The following is a 23,235-nucleotide window of genomic DNA, read 5'->3' on the forward strand; positions in this document are numbered from 1 at the left end:
GCGTATGGTACCGCCCCTCGGGCTCGGCCCGCCGCCGCCCCCCGGACGCGTCAGCCCGCCCGCGAGCTCGTGACCTTGACGCACACCAACGCGGCATCGTCGTCGACCCGCCGGTGCGCGAGCGCCGAGGCGAGGACCGCGTCGGCGATGGCGGCGACGTCCTCGTCCATGTGGGCCCGTACGACCTCGGCGAGTATGTCCAGGCTCTCGTCCACGTCGAGCGAGAGCCTGTCCGTGATACCGTCGGTGACCGCCAGGACGACGTCGCCCGGCCCGAGCACGCGCGTCCGAGGGTCGTAGCGGACGTCCGACTCGATACCCAGGGGCAGGACGCCTGCGCTCGCGAGCAGCTCGCTGCGGCCGTCGGCCCTCACGAGCAGCGGGGGGACGTGACCGGCATCGATGAACGACAACTCCTCGGGCGTCACCGTCGCGAAGAAGGCCGTGATGAACATCGTCGACGGGAGCAGGCGGCTCATCGTGACGTTGGCGCGACTCATCGTCTCGCTCAGCCCCCGGCCCGCCGAGACGGAATCGGTCAGCGACTGGTGCAGCACGGCGGTGAACAGCGAGGCCGCCGAGCCCTTCCCGGAGATGTCGGCCACCGCGAAGACCAGCCGGCCGTCTTCCCGGCGCACCAGGTAGTAGTCGCCTCCGACCTCGCGCGCGTACGTGATCCGGCTGGCCACGTCCAGGCCGGGCACGTGGCCCGCGCTCCCCGAGAGCAGAGACTGCTGCACGTCCCGCGCGATCTCGAAATCCCGCCGCCGAGCCGCCTCCCTCTCGACGAGCTGGTCCAGCTGCCGCAGCACGCGGTCGAGCAGCAGGACCGCCAGGAGGAACACCGCGAAGTGCGTCACCGTGTCCGCAGCCCACGCGACGGGCTCCATCCGCGGCACCGCTGGGCCTGCGAGCGCCTCGACGACGGTGGCGAACACGGCGACGGCCAGGCCGCCACGCAGACCGCGCCAGACGGTGGCGGACAGGACGGGGACCAGGTACACGATCGTGAGGTCGGGCACGAGGCCCGTCCTCGCGTCCACCAAGCCGACGAGCACGACCGCCAGGGCGAGCAGCACGCCTATCGGGACCGTCCAGGTGCGGGAGCGCACCCACGGCGGCACGGCCCGAAGCGATACGAGTCGGTCCTCGGCCCGCACGTCGTCCTCCCCCCGCCCGCCGCCGATGCGGCACCGTCACGGCTTCCGCCGCTCACCCCCATTGTCCGATACCCCGGCAAGGGTAAGGACTACTCGGCTTCCGACGAGCGGAGACGGCATGGCGGACGGCGGCCGGAAGGGCCGGGCGTGGTCGAACGAGCAGTGGCGCCGAGCGTACTGGGTCACCTGGACCGCGATCGGTTGGCTCGCCCTCGGGCTGGGAGCCGTGTGGCTCGCGCAGCGGCTCTGGACCGTCGTGCTGCCGCTCGCGCTGGGACTGGTCATCGTGGTCTTCCTGCGCCCGCTGGTGGAGCGGCTGGCCGCCCGAGGCGCCCCGCGCCTGGTCGCCGTGTCCCTCTCCTACCTCGTGTTCGCTTCCGTGCTCGCAGGCGTCGTCTCGCTGCTCGTGCCGGTGTTCGCCGCGCAGGCGGAGGAGTTCGCCGCTAGCGCTCCGGACCTCAGCGGCCGCCTAGCGGAGCTGCTCGCCGAGGCGGAGTCCCGCTACGAGGGCCTCGCCCTCCCGCGGTGGGCGCTCCGTGCCACCGACGCCCTCGCCGAGGGCCTGATCGCCCAGCTCGCCGACGCCTCCCGCGAGATCCCCCCCCGCATCCTCGCCTTCGGGGAGCGGGCCGTGGGCGTCCTCGTCGGCACGGTCGCGGGGCTGGTCGTCGGCTTCTACCTGCTGCTCACCCTGCCGCGCGTCGCGCCCGGGATCCTCTCGGCGATGCCGCCGGGGTGGCGCGGAGACGCGCGGCAGGCCGGGGAGCGGCTGGAGGACGTCGTGGGGGGCTACATCCGCGGGCAGGCGCTGATCGCCTTCCTCGTGGGGCTGCTGACCTGGGCCGGGATGGCGATCGCGGGGCTGCCGTTCCCGGCCCTGCTCGGGCTCGTCGCCGGCGTCGGCGACATCGTGCCGATCGTGGGCCCCGTGCTGGCCGCGATCATCGGCGCGGTCATCGGCGTGCTCGTCGACCCCTGGCTGGCGGTGTGGGCCGTCGTCGTCGTGACCGCGGTGCAGCAGATCGAGAGCGCGGTGCTCTCGCCGAAGATCCTCGGCACGAAGCTCGGGCTGCATCCCGTCATCGTCATACTCGCCGTCATAGCGGGCACGACGCTATGGGGGATCGCGGGCCTGCTGCTCGCCGTGCCCCTGGTGGGGACCGCCAAGACGCTGTGGGAGTACTACGCGCAGCGCCGCGGCTGGCGGCCCGTCGAGGGCGGGACGCCGGAGTCACCGGACCGGTAAGGCCCGACCGGGCTAGCGCGCCGCCCCCTGCTCGCGCAGGCGCGCCACGAGCTCGTCGGCGGCCTCGTTCGCGGCGTCCACGAACGGCAACAGCACGAGGTCCGCGCCGAGGGCCTCCATCCCGCGCGCGGCGGCGCGTGAGTGCGCCGTGAGCGCGATGCGCCCGGCGTATCCGTGCTGGCGCAGCGACTGCACGAGCACGGTGGCGACGTGAGGGTCGGGGACGGTGCACACGACCCACTTCGCCGTCCCGAGCGGCAGGGACGCCGGCAGCTCCGGGTCCTCGGCGTCGCCGTACTGCGACGCGCCGCCGCCCTCGCTCCAGCGGCGGACCGAATGGGGGTCGAAGTCCACCCCCAGCACGACGAGGCCCTCCTCGCGCAGCGCCCGCCCGACGTTGCCGCCGTAGCGGCCCAGCCCCAGCAGCACCACGTCCACCCTGGCGGGACCGGTGGTCTCGGCCATGTGCTCCCGGTACGGCTTCACCCGCTCGAAGACGTGCAGGACGGGCGCGAGCCGCTCGTAGAGAACGTGCGAGTACAGGATCATGTACGTCGAGGCGCCGATGGTGACCATGCCGACCAGGGTGATCAGGCCCAGCGTCTCGTCGGTGACGTGCCCCAGCGCCAGGCCGAGCGCCGCGAGGATGAGCGAGAACTCGCTGATCTGAGCCACCGTCAGCCCCGCGAGGAAGCTGGTGCGCGCCCGGTAGCCGAGGAAGCCCATGATGGCGATCACGATCAGCGGATTGCCCAGCAGCACGAAGGCCGACAGCGCGACCGCGGGACCGATCTGGGCTCCGAGCACCCCGAGCTCTATGCGCGCCCCGAGGTCGACGAAGAAGAACAGCAGCAGGAAGTCGCGCAGGCCGACGAGACGTGCACCGATGGCCTCCCGGTAGTGGGTGGTCGCCAGCGAGATCCCCGCGAGGAACGCGCCGATCTCCTTGCTGACGCCCACTCCCTCGCCCAAGGCCGCCAGCGAGACCGCCCAGGCGACGGCGAACAGCACCAGGAGCTCCTGCGAGCCGGCCAGCCGGTGCGTCAGCGGCGGCAGCACCCACCTCGCCGCCGCCCACAGCACCGCGACGAACGCCGCGCCGCCCAGCAGCACCTCCGCGAGCCGCTCCCCGTCGGGCGCGGCGCCCGTGGCCGCGAGCGCGTTCAGGCCGATCATGGCGATGATGACCAGGACGTCCTGCACGATCAGCATGCCCACCGCGATGCGGCCGTGGAGCGAGTCGATCTCCCGCTTGTCGGAGAGCAGCTTCACGATGATGATCGTGCTCGAGAAGGTCAGGGCGACCGCGACGTACAGCGCCTGCATCCCGGACAGCCCGAGCAGAAGCGCCAGGGCGTAGCCGATCGTCGCGGTGAAGGCGACCTGCCCGAGGCCGGTGGCCAGCGCGACCGGTCCGAGCGAGCGCACCAGCTCCGGGTCGAGCCGCAGGCCGACGACGAAGAGCAGCACGGAGATGCCTATCCTGGCGAGCAGGTCGATCTCGTCGCTGGCCACCACGACGCCGAGCGCCGCGGGCCCGAGCAGCACGCCGGAGAAGATGAACGCCACGATCAACGGCTGACGCAGCGCGAGCGCGACGGCGCCGGCGGCGGCCGAGAACGCGAGCACCACCGCGAGCTGGGCGAAGATGTCCGCAAAGGCGGTCACGGGCGGTCCGTCCGTCGAGCTCGGCGGGATTCGAGCGGGGATGCGCGCGGGCTCCCTATCATAGGCGTACCCCCACGGCCGCCGTCTACCACCGGACCCCGGACAGCACGCTCTTCCTCCAGCCGGTGCACACGCCTCTCGTCGGAGCGGGACCGCCGAAGTGCCCGCCGAGCGCATGCGACCGGACGAGGCGGGTACATGGCAACGGTCGAGCCAACCGGCCCGGCCGCCGCGACGGGCGGACCGGGCGATGAGGGGAGGTCCGCGCATGACTCACCGCGCACACGCAGGCTCCGGAGCCGAGCACGCGGCCATGGAGACCGGGCGGCCGCCGGCGATCGGTGCGAAGGGAGCGGTGGCGTGCCCCCACTACCTGGCCTCTCAGGCAGGGCTGTGGGCGCTGCAGCACGGCGGTCACGCCGTGGACGCCGCCGTCACGATGAACGCCACGCTCGCCGTGGTCTACCCGCACATGGCGGGCCTCGGCGGGGACATGTTCTGCCAGGTCTTCGACCGCGGGAGGGGGGAGGTCGAGGCACTGAACGGCTCCGGCCGCGCAGGCCGCGACGTGAACCGGGGCTTCTACCGGGACAAGGGCATGGACGAGATCCCGCAGCGCGGCCCGCTCGCGGCGATCACGGTGCCCGGCGCCGTCCACGCTTGGAAGACGCTGCACGACCGCTACGGCCACCTGGAGTGGCCGCGGCTGTTCGAGGCCGCGATCGCCTACGCCGAGGAAGGCTTCCCGGTGAGCGAGCGGTTCCGCGACTACATCGCCTCGTATTCCGACACCATCGCGCGCTTCGAGGAGACGGCGAGGACCTACATGCCCGGAGGCGGGACGCCCAAGACCGGCGAGGTCCTCCGGCAGCCCGACCTCGGGCGCTCGCTGCGGCTGATCGCCGAGGGCGGCGCTGAGGCCTTCTACCGCGGCGAGGTCGCGGACCGCATCTGCGACGCGCTGGCCGAGGCCGGGGGGCTCCTGAGGCGCGAGGACTTCGCCGAGCATCGCTCCGACTGGGTGGAGCCGCTGTCGGCCACCTACCGTGGCGTCACCGTCACTGAGCTGCCGCCGAACACCCAGGGCGTGGCGACGCTGCTGATGCTCAACCTGCTCGAGCGGTTCGACGTCGCGGGCATCGGCGACGGCTCGCCGGACTACATCCACCTGATGACCGAGGCCGCCAAGGTGGCCTTCTCGGACCGCGACGAGTGGGTGAGCGACCCCGACGTCCTCGACGCGCCCCTCGGCCTGCTGCTCTCCAAGGACTACGCGGGGGACAGGGCGGGGCTCGTCGACATGGGCAGAGCGAGGCCCGAGGAGGAGATCTCGCCGCTCCGGCCGGCGATGGCGGGTATGGGCGGCGACACGACGTACATGTGTGCAGTGGACGGCGAAGGCAACGTCTGCTCACTCATCGAGAGCGTCTACCACGAGTTCGGCTCGGCGTTCATGCCGGCGGGGACGGGCATCCTGATGCAGAACCGCGGCTCGTTCTTCAAGCTCGACCCCGACCATCCGGTCGCGCTCGAGCCGGGCAAGCGACCCTTCCACACGATCATCCCCGCCATGGCCCTGAAGGACGGTGAGCCCTTCATGGCGTTCGGGGCGATGGGCGGCGAGGGGCAGCCGCAGACGCAGTGCGCGATGGTCACGCGCATCGTGGACTTCGGCTACGACGTGCAGCAGGCCATCGAGGCGCCCCGATGGCTCTACGGCCGGACGTGGGGCGCCGAGTCCAAGACGCTCAAGCTCGAGGGGCGCGTGCCCGACCACGTCGGGACCGAGTTGAAGCGCCGCGGGCACGAGGTGGAGTACCTCGAGGACTTCTCGCAGACGATGGGCCACGCGCAGGCGATCCTGATCGACCCCGACACCGGCACGTACCATGCCGGGGCGGACCCGCGGGGGGACGGCCAGGCCATGGTGTGGTAGCGGCAGGGACCGCTGCCCGGAAGCGCCACCGCGAAGGGCGCCGGCTGCCGTCGGCGTCCTTTCGCAGGGAGGGGCACCTAGAGTCCGAACAGCTGGAACAGCAGCGTGCCCCCTCCTATGAGCACGCTGACCGCCATCGCCCACACCAGTGTGTACTTCAGCACGTCTCCCTCCCGGCCGCTTATCTGAGCGGTGCTCGTCCCGAGCACGACGTTGGCCGGCGCGATGGAGTTGCCCACCGCCGCGCCGGACATCTGCCCGGACAGCACGGCGGCCTCGCTCAGCCCCGCCGCGGCGGCGGTCTGCTGCTGCAGCGGCGTGAACAGGATGTTCGACGCGGTGTTCGACGATGTCATGAAGGCGCCCAGCACGCCGATGAGGTTGGCGAGGAAGGCGTACACCAGCGGGGGCGAGATCGCCGCTATCCCCAGCGCCAGCAGCTCGACCATGCCGGCGTGCTCCATGACCTTCGACAGCGCGAGGAAGCCCATCACCGCGATGCTGGCCGGAAGCGCGTTCTCGACGGTACCGGCCAGGATGTCGCGCAGCGAGGCGTCCCGATACGCTTCGCGCGACCTGAAGAAGAGATAGCCGAGGACGGCGGCGAGCAGCAGGAACGTCCCGGGATGGCTGAAGACGGCGAACTCCCCGTACATCTCGTCGGCCTCGGTGACGAACCCGAGCCCCGTCCGGACCTCGGGGTAGGCGAACCCGACCTGGACGCGCTCGAGGAGCTCGTTGACCGGCGGGATCAGCAGCCCCGCCAGCGTCAGGGCGATGAGCGCGAAGTAAGGGGTGAGGGCCACCGGCAGGCTCATCCGCGCCTCGCCCGGCCTCTCGTCCTTGGTCTCGAACCCCTCCCGCAGGATGTCGCTGCGCAGCGGGTCCTCCTGGAAGTGCGGCAGCCGCTCGACCGCGAGGATCACGCCGAGTGCCAGCGTCGCGGGGATGAAGTTGGCGATGATCGGGTTCAGGCCGGCCAGCAGCGCCTGGCCGCCGCCGTGGACCAGCGAGACGGCCAGGACGGCGGGCCAGGCGCGTGCCAGCGCCTTGCCGCGACCGTAGAGCCACACGATGGTCAGCCCCGCGAGCAGGTTCGGGATCCACAGCAGCACCGCGGATCCCACGGCGGTGGCGGTCTGGGCCTCTATCTCCGCCACTCGTAGCGCTGCCAGCCATGCCACCGCCAGCGTGCCGAACAGGTTCGCCCACGCATGGCCGATGAGCGGGATCACGACCGCCATCAGCGGCCGCACCCCGATCCCCACCAGCAACGGAGCGACGATCGCGATCGGCGTGCCGAAGCCGGCGATGCCCTGCATGAACGACGCGAACACCCAGCCGAACGCGAGCACGAGCAGCAGCTTGCTGTCGGTGTAGCGCTCGGCTCCGACCCGGAACGCATCGAACGCGCCGGCCTTGTCCGTCACCTCGTACAGCAGCAGCGCCGTCCACACCACGTACAGGATGAACACGGCGTCCCACAGCCCCTTGGCCGTGGCGACGCTGATCGGCTCGAACCCGGCCCTGAACACGAGCCACGCCACGCCGGCCGCGATGAAGAAGCCCGCCGCGCCCGCTTGCGCGGCCGTCCAGCGCAAGCCGACCAGCAGCACCAGGATCGCGGCCAGCGGCAACGCGGCGAGAAGCCAGTTGAGGGCACTGACCTCTATGTCGGCATCCATGGACCCCCCTCGGGCCTCGGCGCGCCGCTACTCCGCGCCGCTACTCCTCGTCGCCCTCCTCGCCCTCCTCCTCGCCCTCCTCCTCGGGCAGCGCGAAGCGCGCGACCGGGGGGATGAGGAAGCCGAGGACCACCATGCCCATGCCCGCCCACGCGAGTCCTTCGGCCTCCCGCGTCCCGTACGTCAGCAAGGGGAAGGCGAGCAGTACCAGCAGGAACGCGATCCCCTGCCATACCGTCTGGTTCTTGATCCGATCCATGGGAGAGCCCTCCTCGGAGTAAGGTCCTCGGCTCGCTGAGGCGAGCGGCTCACAGGAGCAGGAACACCAGGATCGTGAGCGCGCCGACGACGACGGAAGCCGCCAGCGCGTAAGGCAGCGTGTACTTGAGCACCTCGCCCTCCTGGCCGACGATCTTGGCGGTGCCCGTGCCGAGCACGACGTTCGCCGGCGCGATCGCGTTGCCGATGGCGCCGCCGACGGACTGCGCGCCTATGATCGTGGACTCCTGCAGGGCCGTGGCGACGGCGGTCTGCTGCTGCAGCGGCGCGAACAGGATGTTCGACGCGGTGTTCGACGAGGTCATGAACGCGCCCAGCACACCGATGAAGTTGGCGAGGAACGCGTAGACGACCGGCGGGGAGACCTCCGCGATGCCCAGCGCCAACACCGTGACCATCCCCGAGTTGTCCATGAGCTTGGACAGCGTCAGGAACCCGAGGATCGCCACGCTCGCGGGCAGCGCGTTGCCTGCGGTGCCTGCGAGGATCCGTCGGACGGAACCGCGTTCGTACAGACCCTTGGCTCGGAACACCGCATAGCCGACCGCGGTGGCCAGCAGCAGCATCAGGCCTGGGTGCGTGAGCGGCTCGACCTCGCCGTAGGCCTCCTCGGCCTCCTGCTCCACCCCGAACCCGGTCTCGACCGCGGGGAAGGCGGGACCGACCTGCACCTGCTCGAGCGCCTCGTTCACGGGAGGGATCACGAGCGCGATCACCGACACCGCGATCAGGATGTAGTAGGGCAGCATGGCGAGGTGGACGGAGAACTTCGGCGCTTCCTCTGCCCTCTCCTCGGCCCGTTCCTCGGCGAGGATGTAGGACTCGAACTCCTCCTCCTTCTGGTAGCGGCCCATCCTGGCGAGCAGGAAGATCGCGCCCAGCGCCAGGGTGGCGGGGATGAAGTTGCTGATGATGGGGTCGACGGCGGCCAGGGCGACCTGCCCCCCGCCGTGGATGAGCGTCACGACGGCGATCACCGGCGCGGCGTGCGCGAGGGCCTTCCCCCGGCCATAGAGCCACGCGATGGTCAGCGCGGAGAGCAGGTTGGGCACCCACAGCATGACCGCCGTGACCACGGCCGTCTGGGTGGGGTCGTCCAGTTCGATGACCTGGATCGTGGCCAGCCAGCCGACCGCGAGGGTGCCGAACATGTTCGCCCACGCGTGGCCGATGAGCGGCACCACGACCGCCATCAGCGGTCTCACGCCGATCCCGACCAGCAACGGAGCCACGATCGCGATGGGAGCGCCGAAGCCCGCGATACCCTGGAGGAACGAGGCGAACACCCAACCGAAGGCGAGCACGAGCAGCAGCTTGCTCTTGGTGTAGCTCTCCATGCTGTCGCGGAAGACGTCGAAGGCGCCGGCGCGCTCGATCATCTCGTAGAGCAGCAGAGCGGGCCACACCACCGCCAGGATGAAGATCGCGTCCCAGATGCCCTTGCCGGTGGCCACGGCGAGGGTCTGGAAGTCCGCGCGGAACACGAGCCACGCGAGCACGGCGGCCACGAAGAACCCCGCCGCTCCCGCCTGCGCCGCCGTCCAGCGCAGCCAGACGAGCAGCACGAGCAGCGTCGCCAGCGGTACGAGCGCGACGAGCCAGTAGCCGACCGTGATCGGCACGCCGTCCACCGTCACCACCCCCCGGCATCGGCTGAGGACGGGGCTACATTCCCTCATCGCCGTCGAGGGAACCCGGGAAGGGGGCGGATCCGCGCTCCGGGACGGCCGCCTCTAGCGCCGGCGCGCCCCGGCGCGCCCCCGGCCGCCGCGACGCCCGGTGCGGCTTCGCGGGGTCTCGCCGCGCGGCGCGGGGGTGACGCGGCGGTCGGCGGCGGGCACGACGCGCTCTTCGTAACGGAAGCCGTCGACGTCGCGGCACTCCAGCGCCGCGCCGAGGACCTTCTCGATGGCCGCCAGCGTCTCGAGCTCCTCGGCGGCCAGCAGGCTGATCGCCGTGCCGCTCGCGCCCGCCCGTGCGGTCCGGCCGATGCGATGGACGTAGTCCTCGGGAGTGTGCGGGAGGTCGTAGTTGACGACGTGGCTCACGTCGTCGATGTCGATGCCCCGGCCGAGCACGTCGGTGGCCACGAGCACCCGGGAGCGTCCGGCCTTGAACGCCTCCAGGGCGCGCTGGCGCTGGCCCTGCGACCGCCCGCCGTGGATGGGCGCCGAAGCCACGCCCCTGCGCTCCAATTGCCGGTGCAGCCGGTCGGCGCGGCTCTTCGTGCGCGTGAACACGAGCGTGCGGCGGTGGTCGCCGCGTTTCAGCATCTCGGCGAGGAGCTCGGTCTTCTGCCTGGCCGAGACCGGGTAGAGCACCTGCTCGACGCTCTCCACGGGCGTGGCGGGCGGGGCGACCTGCACGCGCACCGGGTCACGCAGCGTGTCGCGAACCACGCCGAGGACGTCGGACGACATCGTCGCCGAGAACAGCAGGTTCTGGCGGCGGGGCGGCAGAAGCGCGAGGATGCGGCGGACGTCCGGCCAGAAGCCCATGTCGAGCATCCGGTCGGCCTCGTCGAGCACCAGCGTCTCGACGCGCGAGAGGTCGACGGCGCCGCGGGAGTGCACGTCCAGCAGCCGGCCGGGGCACGCTATGACGACGTCGACCCCTCGGCGCAGCCTGTCGACCTGCGGTTGCATCCCGACGCCGCCGATGATGACGGCGGCGCGGTGCCCGGTCCGGTGCGATGCGGCCCTCACGACCTCGGCGATCTGCAGCGCGAGCTCGCGGGTGGGCGTGACGATCAGCGCGCGGACGCCCCGGCGCGGAGGTATGCGCTGGAGCATCGGCAGCACGAAGGCGGCAGTCTTGCCGGTGCCGGTCTGTGCGACGCCGACGAGGTCGGAGCCGGCCAGCACGTGCGGGATCGCCTCGCGCTGGACAGCGGTGGGATCGGCGTAGCCCATGGCGGACACGCCGGCGAGCAGGCGCGGCTCGAGGCCGAGCGAGTGGAACGACATATGGGTTCTCCTGTACCGTGCGCCGCTCTCGTCGCGAAGCACTGCGTTGGCAGACGCAGTCGATCCGCGAACGGAGCGTGCCGGCGGCGGCACAGGACGACCGAGTCTTAGGGGTGGGACCCGCTCAGTGTAGCACGGGGCCGCGGCTGCGGGCGGCGCCGGCCCCCACGCGAGGCTTCGCGGCTCGCTCCTCGGGCCGTCTACTCGTCGGGCTTCGAACCCGTCCAGCGAACGCACATCACGACGGTGTCGTCGCGAAGCGAGCCCCCGCAGAACTCGAGGACCTCGGCCAGGAGCCTCCCGGGCAGGTCCTCGAGCGGTGCGTTCCGCAGCTCGTCCAGGGCGGTCACCAGGCGGTCCTCGCCGAACATCTCTCCGTCTCGCCGCGCCTCGGTGATGCCGTCCGTGTAGAGCACGAGCGTCTCGCCGGGAATCAGCTCGGAGTCGCTGGAGGCGTAGCGCGTCTCGCCGAACGCCCCCACCGGCCCGGCGCCCGACTCCTCCAGGACCTCGAGCCGCTCCGCGCCGAGCACGATCCCGGAGGGGTGGGCCGCTCCGCAGTAGCGGAGCCGCCCCGAGTGCCTGTCGAGCACGACGAGGAAGACGGTCGCGAAGGCCTCCACAGGGGAGGAGCGATAGAGGAGGCGGTTGAGCTGCTCGAGGACCTCGCCGGGGTCCGGCCGCTGGTACGAGTAGGCCCTGATCCCGTCGCGCACGAGAGACGTGAGGCGAGCCGCCTCGAGCCCCTTGCCCGAGACGTCGCCGATCACGATGCCGACGCGATCGGCGTCGATGGGGAACACGTCGTAGAGGTCACCCCCGACGTTCGCGGTGCTCGAAGCCGGCCGGTAGAGGTAGGAGACCTCGATCCCCTCCGCCTGTTCGGGGGGTGTCAGGACGGCTTCCTGCAGCGTGTCGGCGATCGTACGCTCGCGCTCGTACAGCAGCGCGTTGTCCAGGGCCAGCGAGACGACGTCGGCGAGCCGCGACGCGAACTCCGTCTCCGGGTCGGTGAAGGTCGCGGGCGACCCTCGGTGCCCGAACCACGCCACGCCGACGACGTCGCCCTGGGCGATGAGCGGGACGGCCATCAGCGACCGCAGGCCGGGCGGCTCGGCCGGCCGGCTGCCCCCGAGCGGGGGCTTCTCCACGTCGCCTACGGCGACCGGACGGCGCTCCCGGACCGCCAGCTCCACAACCGGCACCCCTTCCTCGCCGAGGACCGTACCGACGGCGGGCCCTCCGTCCCCCGACACCGCGTGGACGACCCACCCGTCCGGCCGTCGCACGGCCACGCACCCGCACTCGGCCCGCACCGCGCGCCGGGCCCGCTCGATCATCGCGCGCAGGATCTCCCCGGTGTCCAGTGTGGCGGACATAGCCGCCTGTAGGCCGTTGAGCTCCTCGTTCAGCTCCTGCCGGCGGACCTGTTCGGTCACGTCCTCCGTGACCACGACGATCTGCCCGACCCGGCCCGCGTCGTCGGCCAGCGGGATGGCGTCCACGCGCACCGTCGCGCGGCTGCCGTCGAACCGCTCGATGTCGATCACTTCCTCCACGCGCTCCCCCGTCGCGACCACCCGCGGGGCGGGCCACTCGTGCGCCAGGACGGGCTCGCCCGTGTCCCGGTGGAAGCCCTTGTAGACGCGATAGCCTTCGATGTCGGCGGCCTTGGGCAGTTCCCCGGCCCAGATCCGGTTCGTCGCCTCGTTGATGTCGAGCACGGCGCCGTCCGGTCCCAGCAGGCTGAAGCCGATGGGGATCGTGTCGATGATCGTGCGAAGGCGTGAACGCTCGGACTCCGCTTCGTTCCTGGACTCGATGTGCTGCAGCCCGAGGGAGGCGATGGAGGCGAGCTGCCGCAGCAGGACCTCGTCCTCGGGCGTGAAGTCGCCTTCCTTGTCCGAGAGCATGATCATGCCGACGGGGCGTCCTTCCGTGTCGGAGAGTCGCGCGCCCAGGAGCCCGCGCAGCGGGACGTGCCCTTCGGGCAGCCCCCGCCAGCGCGGGTGCGCTCGCAGCCGCTCCTCGGTCAGGCGGAGGGACTCGACGCTCTCGACCAGCTCCAGGTACGTCCCGCCCCGCTCCACGGCGAACTCGGCGCCCTCCATGCAGGGGGGCGCGTCCTCGGCGCGCGACACCACGCCCAGGCGGAAATCGTCCTGCTCGTAACCGTGCCCCGCCACGGCGAGCCTCGCTCCCACGAGTTGCCGGGCGGCGTCGGCCACCCGCCGGAGCATGTCCTCCGTGTCGCCGGCGGCCAGCACGTCGGTCGACACCTCCAGCAGCGTGACGAGGCGGAACAGATACTCCTCCCGCTGCGCCTCGGCATCCTTCCGCTCGGTGACGTCCTGCACGGTGCCGAACCCGCCGAGCAGCTCGCCGGCCTCGTCCAACTCGAGCTCGGCCTGCTCGCGGACCCACTTGACGGCGCCGCCGACGACGATGCGGTGCTCCACGTCGTAGGGCTCGCCCTTCAGCGCCGCCTCCCACCTCTCGTCGACCAGCTGCCGGTCCTCCGGGTGGACGGTCGAGAGGAACTTCTCGTAGGTCATGGGCGTGCCGAGGGGGATGCCGAACATTCGGTGCGTCTCCTCGGACCACGTCAGCTCGTCGCGGCGGGTGTCCAGTCGCCAGCTCCCGACCTTCGCGACGGCCTGCGCCCGGTTCAGGTCCTCGACGGCCCCCCGGAGCTCCTTCTGCGCCTCTCTCAGCCTGTCTTCCGCCTTCTTGCGGGACATCGCAGTGGCAGTCTGATCGGCCACCACCCGCATCAATCCGAGCTCTTCGTTGCCGAGACTGGTGCGGTCGCGGCTGCCGAAGGAGAGCGTCCCGATCGTCTTGCCGTGGTGGACGAGAGGGTGGCAGGCGTAGGCCTGGACACCGAGCGATCTCACCAGTTCCGTTCTCTCGTCCTGACTGTTCTGGACGTCCTCCGCGACGATGCGCACCCCGTCCTTGGCGACGCAGCCGCATACGCCCACGCCGAGGTCGAGGTACGCGATCTCCTCCGCGACCTCCTCCGGCACCCCGGCGTAGGCGTTGAGGTGCAACCGCCCGTCACCGTCTTCGATCACGTAGTTGAAGAAGACGTCGCAGTCCAGCGATCGCATCACTTCCTCGGCGATCGCCTGCACCATGCTCTCCGGCGCCTCCGTCATCAGCAGCAGGCGTGCTGACTCCGCCAGGAGCCGGATCCGGACCGTCGTATCGGCGAGGGCCTCTTCGGCGCGCTTGCGCTCCGTGATGTCGTCGAAGACGGTCACGAACCGCCTCTCCTCGGGCCTGTAGACCGAGACCGAGTACCACTTGTCGAGCGCCTGCGAGTACCGCTCGAACCGGATCGGCTCGCCGGTGAGCGCGACACGCCCGTAGGTGCCGATCCAGTCGGCGGGGTCGTCTGCGATCCCGGGCATGACCTCGGTCACCCGCTTGCCGGCGATGTCGGCCGCCTTCAGGCCTGTGAGTTTCTCGAACGCCTCGTTGACCTCGAGGAAGATGTAGTCCACGGGCTCCCCGTCCTCGTCCAGCACGACCTCGTGCAGCGCGAAGCCGTCGATGAGGTTGGTGAAGAGGTAGCGGTACTTCGCCTCGCTCTCGCGCACGGCCTCATAGAGCCGCGCGTTCGTGAGGGCCAGCGACATCGCCCGGGCCATCTGCTCGCAGAACCGGGCGTCCTCGGCATGGAACCGCCGAGGAGCGTCGTAGGCGAACGCGAGCACGCCGACGACCTCCTCGCCGACCCTCAACGGCATGAGCTGGAACGCCCGGAGCTCGTAGGGGACGACGAAGTCCTTGTTCGTCCGCGGATCGCTCCAGTTGTCCTCGATGAGCACCGGGCGCCGCTCGCGAGCCGCCAGCGCGAACGCCGGGAAGAACGAAGCGGGCTTGGACCGGCCGAGAAGGCCGTCGGCGACGTTGCGCGCGTGGGTGACCGTGAACGTGTCGCCCGCGATTCCGATGACCAGGCACTTGTCCGCCCCGGCCACCTCGGACACCTCGCCGACGAGGCGGGCGAGCACGTCGTCGGGGGTGAGGGCGGCCATCAGGATCTCGTTCACCTTGTTGAGCGCCCTGGCGGTGCGCGCCGCCCGGCGCTCGTCCTCCAGCAGCCGCGCGTTCTCCAGCGCGAGCGAGACCGACGCGGCCAGCCTCCGGATGAAGTCGACCTCCGCGGCGTTGAAGCGGCGCGGGCCCCTCGTGGACAGCAGGAGGATGCACCCCGTGACGTCGGCGCGCACGACCAGTGGAGCCGCCAGCACCGCGCGGATCTCGCGGGAACGCAGGTAGCCCGCGTTCACCTCGTCGTCGGCGGCGATGTCGCCAACCGCCACCGGCTCCCTCGTCCGGGCGGTCCGGGCCGCGACCGGCGCCTCGGAGTCTGCCAGACGCCTCCCGACGTCCTTCGAGCGCAACCCGTTCTGGTACCGGACGACCCACTCCCCGCCGTCACGGATCTCGATCGCCCCGACGTCCATGCCCAGTGCGCGCACCCCGTCGTCCAGCGCGTGCCGCATGATCTCGTCGAACTGGAGCTTGGAGGAGATGTCGGCGTCGATGTCGTTCAGTGCCGCGGCGAGGCGGGCGCGGTACTCGACCCGGTCCAGGCTGCGTCTGAGCTCGTCGACGTCGATGAAACCGAGGACGGCCCCCTTCACGTTCCCTGCCGAAGACCGGTAGGGCAGGATGCGCAGCGAGTACCAGCGCCCGGCGTCGTCGCGTATCTCGCGCGTCTCGGGGAAACCGCCCTGGATCACCCTCCGCACGACCTGCTCCATGTCCGGCATGTCCACGCGCATGCGCAGGTGGTGCAGGAGGCGTCCCTCGTCGGAGGAGGCGACGTGCATGACGCGGACCGCCTGGGACGTGAAGCGGCGTACGCGCAGCTCCGAGTCGACCATCACGACGGGGATGTCCGTGCTCGCCGCGAAGTTGGTCAGGTCGTCGTTGAGCCGGGCGAGATCCGAGTTGCGGTTGCGGAGCTCCTCGTTGACGGTCGACAGCTCCTCGTTGGCGGACTGGAGCTCCTCCTTGGCGGTCTCGAGCTCCTCGTTGATGCTCTGGAGCTCCTCGTTGCTCGAGCGCACCTCCTCGTTCGCGGCCCGCAGCGCGTGGTTCGCGTTGTCCTTCTCCTCCGAGATCGAGCGCGTGCGTGCGCGCAGAGCGGCCAGCTCTCGCCTCAGGCGCTCCTCTCTCGCCTCGTAGAGGTTCGCGATCTCGGCGCCGACCTCGGCCGGTTCCATCCCGGCGGCTGTGGGCGGCAGCTCCAGGAACGCGACGAGGAAGTGCGTCGAACCCGCGACCGACGCGAGCGGCAGCACCTGGATGGCGACGCGGCGCTGCCGGCCCTCCACGGTGAACGAGGCCTCCCTTCTCGCCGGGGCGTTCGTCTCGCGAGCGGCCTCGAACGCGTCTTTGACCTCCAGCGCGAGCTCGAGCCGCGCCATCTGGAGGAGGTCGAGCGTGGCCCGCCCCTCAGCGAGGGTCATGAAGGGCGCCGTGTCGCCGAAGAAGTGCAGGATGTGGCCCTCGGCGTCCACCACCGCCCGCGGAGGGCCGAACGCCGCCAGGGTCAGCTCGTCCGCCTCCGCGACGACGTCGAGGCCGGGCGGGCGTTCCCCGATCGCCTCCGCCGCGCTCAACGCGTCCAAGGAGACCCGCAGCGGGCTCATCACGTCGATCGGCAGGTGGGGCGGCACGTCCTTGCGCCGGTAGACGTGGCGCTGCTTGTCGAAGCTGGAGAACAACCCGCGCTGGCTGTCCGGCGTCTCGGAGGTACCGAGCACGAGGAACCCCTGCGGCGCCAACGCGAAGTGCGCGATGGCGAGCACCTTCTTCTGCAGCGCGGGCTCGAAGTAGATGAGGAGGTTGCGCATGCTGACGAGGTCCAGCCGCGAGAACGGCGTGTCGCGCGTGATGTCCTGCCGGGCGAAGATGCACATCTCGCGCAAGGGCCTGACCACCCGCAGGCCGCCTTCGACGCGCTCGAAGAAGCGCGCCGCCCTCTCCGGCGACACGGAAGCGCAGATGCTGTCCGGGTACACGCCCTCGCGCGCCGCGCGTATGGCGGTCTCGCTCGCGTCGGTGCCGAAGACCGTGACCTTCGGCTCCGCCTCGGCCTCATCGAGCGCCTCCAGGAGCGTGATGAGGATGCTGTAGACCTCTTCGCCGGTGGAGCAGCCGGGCACCCAGACGCGGACGGCGTCGCCCGAAGCCTTGGCTCTCAGCACCTCCGGGAAGACGCGCTCGCGCAACAGCTCGAACACCTCGGGATCGCGGAAGAACTGGGTGACGTTGATCAGCAGGTCGCGGACGAGCGCGTCCAGCTCGGCGGGCTCCGCGCGCAGGACGTCGAGGTAGGCTTCGAGACTCTCCACGTTCCGCAGCATCGCACGCCGCCCCATGCGCCTTCGCACCGTCGAGGGCTTGTACTGCGAGAAGTCCATCCCCGCCTCGCGCAACACCAGGGTCAGCACCTCGGTGAAGGCCCGCTCGTCCTCGGCTTGCTCCATGACGTCGCGCAGGTGCGGGTGCGCCGAGCGCGCGTGGAGCTGCTCGGCGATCTCCTCGGGCGAGCCGACGAAGTCCGCCGCGCGCGCCGCGATCGCCGCTCGCGGCATCGGGTCGAACTCGGCGGTATCGGGAAGCTGCACGAAGGTGAGGCCGCCTGCGGCCGCCACCTCCCGCAGGCCCTGGACGCCGTCGGAGCCCATGCCGGAGAGCAGGACCGCGCACGCCCCCGACTGCTCGTGCAGCGCCAGCGAGGTGAAGAACGTGTCGATCGGCTGAACGGCGCACTCGTCGTCCCTCGAGCGCAGATGGAAGACGCCCTCCTCCATCGTCGCCAGCCGGCCCTCGGGGATGATGTAGACGTTCCCCGAGGCGGGTGCGAGGCCGTCCTCGGCGAACCGCACCGGCAATGCGATGACGTCGGCCAGCAGGTCGACGAGGTGCGTCGGCCGGTCGGGGTCGAGGTGCTGCACGAGCACGAACGAGAACGGGGACTCGGCCCGGACCGCGCCCAGCAGGCGCCGGAACGCGTCGAGGCCGCCGGCCGACGCCCCTACGCCCACGATCGGACAGGACGAGAGCCGGTCTCTCGCCCGGGATCTCTTCCGGGATGGGCGGCTGCCGCTCACGGGCCCTTCCGTTGCGCGCGTTACGGGCTCCCCCGAGTATACGAGAAGAGGCGGGGCGTAGTGCTAGGGGCGGGGATGCTGTCTCCGCCCGCGGCTCGCGGCTTCGCCCCTCGGTTCTGCCGTCCGCATGCGTCGTGGCCGCCGGACGGCGGCGCCCGGGCGCTGGTCGCGCGCCCCTACGCATGACTGAAAGGAACGCGCCGCTCCCGCGACCGACGCCTGCCACTTCTCGCTCGTGGCGCATGCGGGAGAGCTGCCCTTCGGCGGCATCCGCGCCACCGGCGCTCCGGCGGACGGAGACGGCTGACGCGCTCGCTCTCCGGGGACCGGCCCGGCGCCGCGCTCCGGCGCCACGGCGTCGGCCACCTCCAGCGCGACCACGGTCCGGCCCGACTCGGTCGTGAGCAGGACGCGGTCGGCGTACTGGAGCATGATCGTGAACCCCATACCGAGGGTGGGCACGGTGGAGTAGCCGGGCACGAGGGTGGCCGCGGGCAGGGTGCGGAAGTCGATCCCGCCTCCGTGGTCGGCCACCACCACCTGCACCGCGCGGTCCTTGACCCGCACGGACCACTCGCCGCGACCCGCGTGCTTCACGGCGTTGGTCGCGGCCTCGGCGAAGGGGTGCAGGAACAGGTCGGCGTCGACCGCCAGACCGAGGCGCAGGAGCTCCTCGGCCAGCCGCGGGCGAGCCTCCGAGACGTCCAGGTAGGACTCCATGGGCCGCGGGGGGCCCGTCGCCTCCCCGAGCGCAGCCTCGATCTCCTCCCTTGTCATCAGCACGAGCTTGCCGCCGCTCACCGCGTCGAGCACGTCCATGTAGGCACGGCGGATCGCGTCCTTCTGGCCCTCCAGCGCTCTCTGGGCACGACGCAGCTCGCTGACGTCCACCGCGGCCGAGGCCCATAGGCCCGGTTCCAGCGGGAAGACCGAGACCAGGTAGTGCGAGTCCGTGGCGTCCACGGCGATCTCGAAGCCGCCCGGACGGTCCTCGGCGATGGCCTCGAGCACTTCGGCGCCGTAGGGCCGAAGCTGCTCGGGCAGCCGTTCCGAGGAGGCCATCCTTCCCATGAAGGCCTCGGGCGAGGCGCGCGCGTGCTCGAGTTGGGCGGGATTCGCGCCTTCGATGACCACGCCGCCCGGGCGCCCTTCCACATCGGTCAGGACGCGGTAGAGCAGGATGTCGGTGGGGGCGTTCTCGAACAGCCGCCTGTACCGTAGCTCCGAGCGGTAGAGGCGCCGTGTCGCGCGCAAAGTGAGGGTGTAGAGCGCGGTGGCAGTCACGAGCACGAAGAGCAGACCCTTGGCGGAGTTGAGCACCCGCTCCACCTGCGAAGGGAGCTCCAGGGCGACGAGCGCCCAGTCCGAGAGCAGGATCCACAGCGCGGCCGCGAGCGCGTAGAACAGCGCGATCCGCAGTGCGATCTCGCTAGGGCTGCGCCTGCGTTGCTCGGTCGCAGGGGGCATGTCGTCACCGTCGCTGTCCGGGGCGTGCGGCCGGCGCGGCCGACTCGCCGACGCCTCTATGTACCCGTGCGGCGCTGCCCGATGTCGGAGCGGAGCGCTAGACTCGGCAGGTACCGGCCCGCCGGACTCCGTCCGTCCGCATCCCTCCACCCCATGGAGGTGAACGAGTGCCCGCGCGTGAGCCCGTGAAGGACGCACTGGCGGAACGCATCGCAGTGCACGTCGAGGCGTTGTGCCTCCGCCACCCCGACAGGCACGTCGGCAGCGAGGGGAACCGAGCCGCCAACGAGTACTTCGCCGAGTCGGTCCGCATCCACGGGTTCGAGGTGGAGCGCACGGGGTTCCCCTGCATCGACTGGGAGCCGGGCGAGGTCGCGCTGTCCGCGGGCGGCGAGGCGTTCGAGGCCTTCCCGGGGCCGTACTCGAACCCGTACGAGGGCGTCGCCGAGCTCGTCGCGGCATCCACGGTCGAGGAGCTCGAGAGCCTCGACGCTCGCGGACGCGTGCTGCTGCTCACCGGGAGCGTCGCATCCTCGCAGCTCACGCCGAGGGACTACCCCTGGTACCGCTTCGAGGAGCACACGCGGATCCTGGAGGCGACAGAGCACGCGGCGCCCGAGGCGGTGATCGCCGCAACGGGCAGGGACCCGATGGCCGGCGCGCTCTACCCGTTCCCGCTCATCGAGGACGGGGACGTGGGGATCCCCTCGGCGTACATGAGGGACGTGGACGGCGAGCGGCTGCGGAAGCACGCGGGAGGGACGGTGAGGCTGCGGATCGGCTCGAGGCGCGCACCCGCGCGCTGCGAGCAGCTCGTGGCAAGGCGGCCCGGCGGTGCCGGGCGCGTGGTGGCGGCGGCGCACATCGACACGAAACCGGCCACGCCCGGCGCGCTGGACAACGCCACGGGGGTCGCATGCCTGCTCGCCGTGGCGGAGCTGCTCCACGGCATGCCGCTGCCGCATGCCGTGGAGCTGCTGCCGTTCAACGGCGAGGACCACTACGCCTCCCCCGGCCAGGTCGAGTACGTACGGGCGAACGAGGGGCGGTTCGGCGAGATCCGCCTCGCCGTCAACATCGACGCCGCCGGCTTCCGCGGCGGTCCCACCGCCGTGTCCACCTACGAGTGCCCCGACGAGCTGCGCGAGGGCGTCGCGCGCGCGGCCTCGCGGCGCGAGCTGCTGACCGAGGGGCGCCCGTGGCCGCAGAGCGACCACATGATCTTCGCGATGCGCGGAGTGCCCGCGGTCGCGCTTACCTCGGCCGAGGCGCAGCGCGTGCTCGAGGAGATCGCCCACACCCGCGAGGACCTACCGGGGCTCGCCGACCCGGCGCTGCTTGCCGAGACCGCGCGTTTCGTCGCGGAGTTGCTCACGATGATCGTCCCGTGAACGCGCAACTGCCTTCCGCCTCCTGGGTAGGTACCTCGCCAGCGAGCGCGCGTGCTCGCCGCGCCTAGACGCCGCAGACGGAAGGGGGCGGAGATGTCCGCATATCACGAGGGGGACACGAGGGCCGACGGATGGGCGATCGCAGCCGGCGTCGTGCTCGTGATCGTCGGGATCCTGGCGATCGGCGCGCCGCTGGTCGCCGCCGCGACCGCGGCCCTGGTCCTGCCCATCGCGCTGTTCGTCAAGGGCGCCTCGGAACTGGTCTCGCTCACCAGGGCACCGTCCACCGGCGCGATCACCTGGCGGCTGATAGTCGGCGTGCTGTCGATACTGGCCGGCTTCCTGCTGCTGTTCCAGCCGGTCGCGGCCATCGTGACGCTGCCGATCGTGCTGATCGCCTACCTGCTCGTGACCGGACTCGTCAAGCTGGTGGTGTCGTTCGTCCCGGGAGTCGACGGCCGGGTATGGGTAGGCGTCTCCGGCGTGATCAGCATCATCCTCGGGATACTGCTGCTGACGCAGCCGTTCGTCACCACGCTCGTGCTCATCGGCATCTTCATCGGGATCGACGTGCTCTTCGTGGGAGTGGCGCTCATCGCGGCCGGCCTCCAGGCCCGTCACGGTTATCCGCCGGGAGTGAGGGCGATCTAGCGCCGGGGACGGACCGAGGACGACCGGCGCCGGGAACGCCACTCGCCTAGCGGCCCGCCGCCTCCTCGGTATGCCCCGCGCTCGGCCCCATGGCCACCGCCACCCCGATCTCTTCGCGGGTCGGGGACATGCGCTCCTCGACGCGGGCGCTCCCCATCGGCTCGAACAGCTCCCCGGCAGGCGGTCGAGCGCCCGCGCACCGGCGCGCTCAGAGCTCCTCGGTCAGCTGCGTCGCCGCGCTTCCGAACGTGTTCACGAGCACGACGCCGACGGTCACGACCACCCCGCCAAGGACCGGCAGGACGCCGGGCAGCTCACCCAGCCATACCCAGGCGATGAGGATCGCGAGGGCGGGCGTGAAGTACAGGAACGACATCGTCGTGCCCGTGGGCATGCGCGAGAGCGCGAAGTTCCAGGCGAGGTACGCCAGCGCGGCCGGGAAGACGCCGAGGTAGACCGCGGACAGCGTCGCGTGCGCGGGGGCCCGGGGCACGGCGCGCACGAGCCCGGGCAGGAACGGGAGCATGAAGACCCACCCGGCCACGAACGTGTAGACGGTCAGCTCCATCACGGAGTACCGGCGCATCATCGGCTTGATCATGATGAAGTAGACGCTCTCGCCCACGGCGGCCGCCATGATGGCGAGCGCCGCGGGCTCGAACCGGACTCCGCCGGAGGCCGACAGCGAGATCACCGCGACGCCGGCGAACCCGACGAGCATGCCCGCCCACCCCCACGCGCCTAGCCGCTCCTTCAGGAAGACCCACGCGAGCAGGGCGGTCACCACGGGCACCGCCGAGATGAGCAGGCTCGCCGGGCCCGCGGCCACGCGCGTCTCCCCGAAGTTCAGCCCCAGGTGGTACACGTCGATGCCGAGGAACCCGGCCAATGCGATCGCTCCCAGGTCGCGCGCGTCGGGCAGACGGATCCGCGAGAGTGCCGCGTAGGTGAGCAGCAGCGCCACGGCCACCGTGAAGCGCAAGAGCGCCAGCTCGCCCCAGCCGTACGCCTCCAGCCCTGCCCGGATGCCCGCGAAGGCCGACGCCCAGACGACCGTCGTGAACGCGACCGCGGCGAGCGGCCTCCATCCGTGGGACCGCAGCGGCAAGGGGAGGTCCTTCCTCGGGGGCGACACCGAATGATACACGGACCGCCGCTGCCAGCGCCGGACTCGCGACGGGCGACCGAGCGCGGGGGCGACCGAGGCGCGGGGACCGAACGCAGCCCCCAGCCTGGGTAGGAACCTCGCGCACGTCCAGGACGGAGGGAGGACGGAAGATGCCTGCGAGACGGGAGATGCCGGACACGATCAAACGTTCGTCCAAGAAGGCGCAGGACACGTGGGGCAAGGCCCACGACAGCGCCGTGGAGACCTACGGCGAGGGGCGGCGGGCGCACCAGACCGCCTACGCCGCGCTCAAGCACACGTTCGAGAAGGTGGGCGACAGGTGGGAGCCCAAGGGGCGCAAGGGCCCCTCGGACCCGGGAGCGGCGGGCAAGCGCGGCCGAGGCAGGACCTACGGCGGCGTGGACGTCTACGGCAGCAGCAAGGACGAGCTGTACGAACGCGCCAAGGAACTCGGCGTCAAGGGGCGCTCGAGCATGAGCAAGAAGCAGCTCGCCGCGGCGGTCGCCAAGAGGCAGTGA

General features: G+C 71.3%; 14 protein-coding genes. 5 read left to right on the forward strand and 9 right to left on the reverse strand.

The genetic code is table 11. The features are described 5' to 3' along the window. Window positions 1-50 precede the first annotated feature (50 nt). Window positions 51-1,160, reverse strand: a complete 1,110-nt coding sequence (locus IBX62_03415; GenBank protein ID MBE0476130.1) for a SpoIIE family protein phosphatase — start codon at window positions 1,158-1,160, stop codon at window positions 51-53. Window positions 1,161-1,278: 118 nt separating this feature from the next. On the opposite strand from IBX62_03415, the gene IBX62_03420 reads away from it, so the two are divergent. Then, window positions 1,279-2,406 (forward strand): AI-2E family transporter, encoded by a 1,128-nt coding sequence (locus tag IBX62_03420; protein MBE0476131.1) that lies wholly within the window; start codon window positions 1,279-1,281, stop codon window positions 2,404-2,406. Window positions 2,407-2,418: 12 nt separating this feature from the next. On the opposite strand, the gene IBX62_03425 is transcribed toward IBX62_03420, so the two are convergent. Next, window positions 2,419-4,251, reverse strand: coding sequence for a cation:proton antiporter (locus IBX62_03425; GenBank protein ID MBE0476132.1), 1,833 nt, complete (start codon window positions 4,249-4,251; stop codon window positions 2,419-2,421). A gap of 91 nt (window positions 4,252-4,342) precedes the next feature. Here IBX62_03425 and ggt point away from each other — a divergent pair, with 91 nt between their 5' ends. Further along, window positions 4,343-6,010: a gamma-glutamyltransferase gene (ggt, locus tag IBX62_03430; protein ID MBE0476133.1), complete on the forward strand. Its 1,668-nt coding sequence runs from the start codon at window positions 4,343-4,345 to the stop codon at window positions 6,008-6,010. 77 nt (window positions 6,011-6,087) lie between these two features. On the opposite strand, the gene IBX62_03435 is transcribed toward ggt, so the two are convergent. The 6 genes from IBX62_03435 to IBX62_03460 form a co-directional block, all read right to left on the reverse strand. Then, window positions 6,088-7,695, reverse strand: a complete 1,608-nt coding sequence (locus tag IBX62_03435) for an L-lactate permease (GenBank protein MBE0476134.1) — start codon at window positions 7,693-7,695, stop codon at window positions 6,088-6,090. A 40-nt stretch (window positions 7,696-7,735) separates the two neighbouring features. Next, the gene (locus tag IBX62_03440) at window positions 7,736-7,954 is read right to left on the reverse strand and encodes a hypothetical protein (GenBank protein ID MBE0476135.1); all 219 of its coding nucleotides are present in this window, start codon (window positions 7,952-7,954) and stop codon (window positions 7,736-7,738) included. A gap of 49 nt (window positions 7,955-8,003) precedes the next feature. Continuing rightward, the gene (locus IBX62_03445) at window positions 8,004-9,653 is read right to left on the reverse strand and encodes an L-lactate permease (GenBank protein ID MBE0476136.1); all 1,650 of its coding nucleotides are present in this window, start codon (window positions 9,651-9,653) and stop codon (window positions 8,004-8,006) included. Between the two features lie 54 nt (window positions 9,654-9,707). Then, entirely contained in the window at window positions 9,708-10,940 is a 1,233-nt protein-coding gene (locus IBX62_03450) for a DEAD/DEAH box helicase (protein ID MBE0476137.1), read from the reverse strand. Between the two features lie 200 nt (window positions 10,941-11,140). Next, window positions 11,141-18,079, reverse strand: a complete 6,939-nt coding sequence (locus IBX62_03455) for a GAF domain-containing protein (GenBank protein MBE0476138.1) — start codon at window positions 18,077-18,079, stop codon at window positions 11,141-11,143. Between the two features lie 63 nt (window positions 18,080-18,142). Beyond that, window positions 18,143-19,546, reverse strand: coding sequence for an ATP-binding protein (locus tag IBX62_03460; GenBank protein ID MBE0476139.1), 1,404 nt, complete (start codon window positions 19,544-19,546; stop codon window positions 18,143-18,145). 167 nt (window positions 19,547-19,713) lie between these two features. Here IBX62_03460 and IBX62_03465 point away from each other — a divergent pair, with 167 nt between their 5' ends. Beyond that, entirely contained in the window at window positions 19,714-20,937 is a 1,224-nt protein-coding gene (locus tag IBX62_03465; GenBank protein MBE0476140.1) for a M28 family peptidase, read from the forward strand. Between the two features lie 93 nt (window positions 20,938-21,030). Then, complete coding sequence (locus IBX62_03470; GenBank protein MBE0476141.1) at window positions 21,031-21,588, forward strand: DUF308 domain-containing protein; 558 nt, start codon at window positions 21,031-21,033, stop codon at window positions 21,586-21,588. A 208-nt stretch (window positions 21,589-21,796) separates the two neighbouring features. Here the strand turns inward: IBX62_03470 and IBX62_03475 are convergent, their stop codons facing one another. Then, window positions 21,797-22,690 (reverse strand): DMT family transporter, encoded by an 894-nt coding sequence (locus tag IBX62_03475; protein ID MBE0476142.1) that lies wholly within the window; start codon window positions 22,688-22,690, stop codon window positions 21,797-21,799. Window positions 22,691-22,866: 176 nt separating this feature from the next. Between IBX62_03475 and IBX62_03480 the strand changes: the two genes are divergently transcribed. Beyond that, on the forward strand, window positions 22,867-23,235 hold the full coding sequence (locus IBX62_03480) for a ChaB family protein (protein MBE0476143.1): 369 nt from the start codon (window positions 22,867-22,869) through the stop codon (window positions 23,233-23,235).

The organism is Coriobacteriia bacterium (assembly GCA_014859305.1).
GTDB lineage: Bacteria > Actinomycetota > Coriobacteriia > Anaerosomatales > Kmv31 > Kmv31.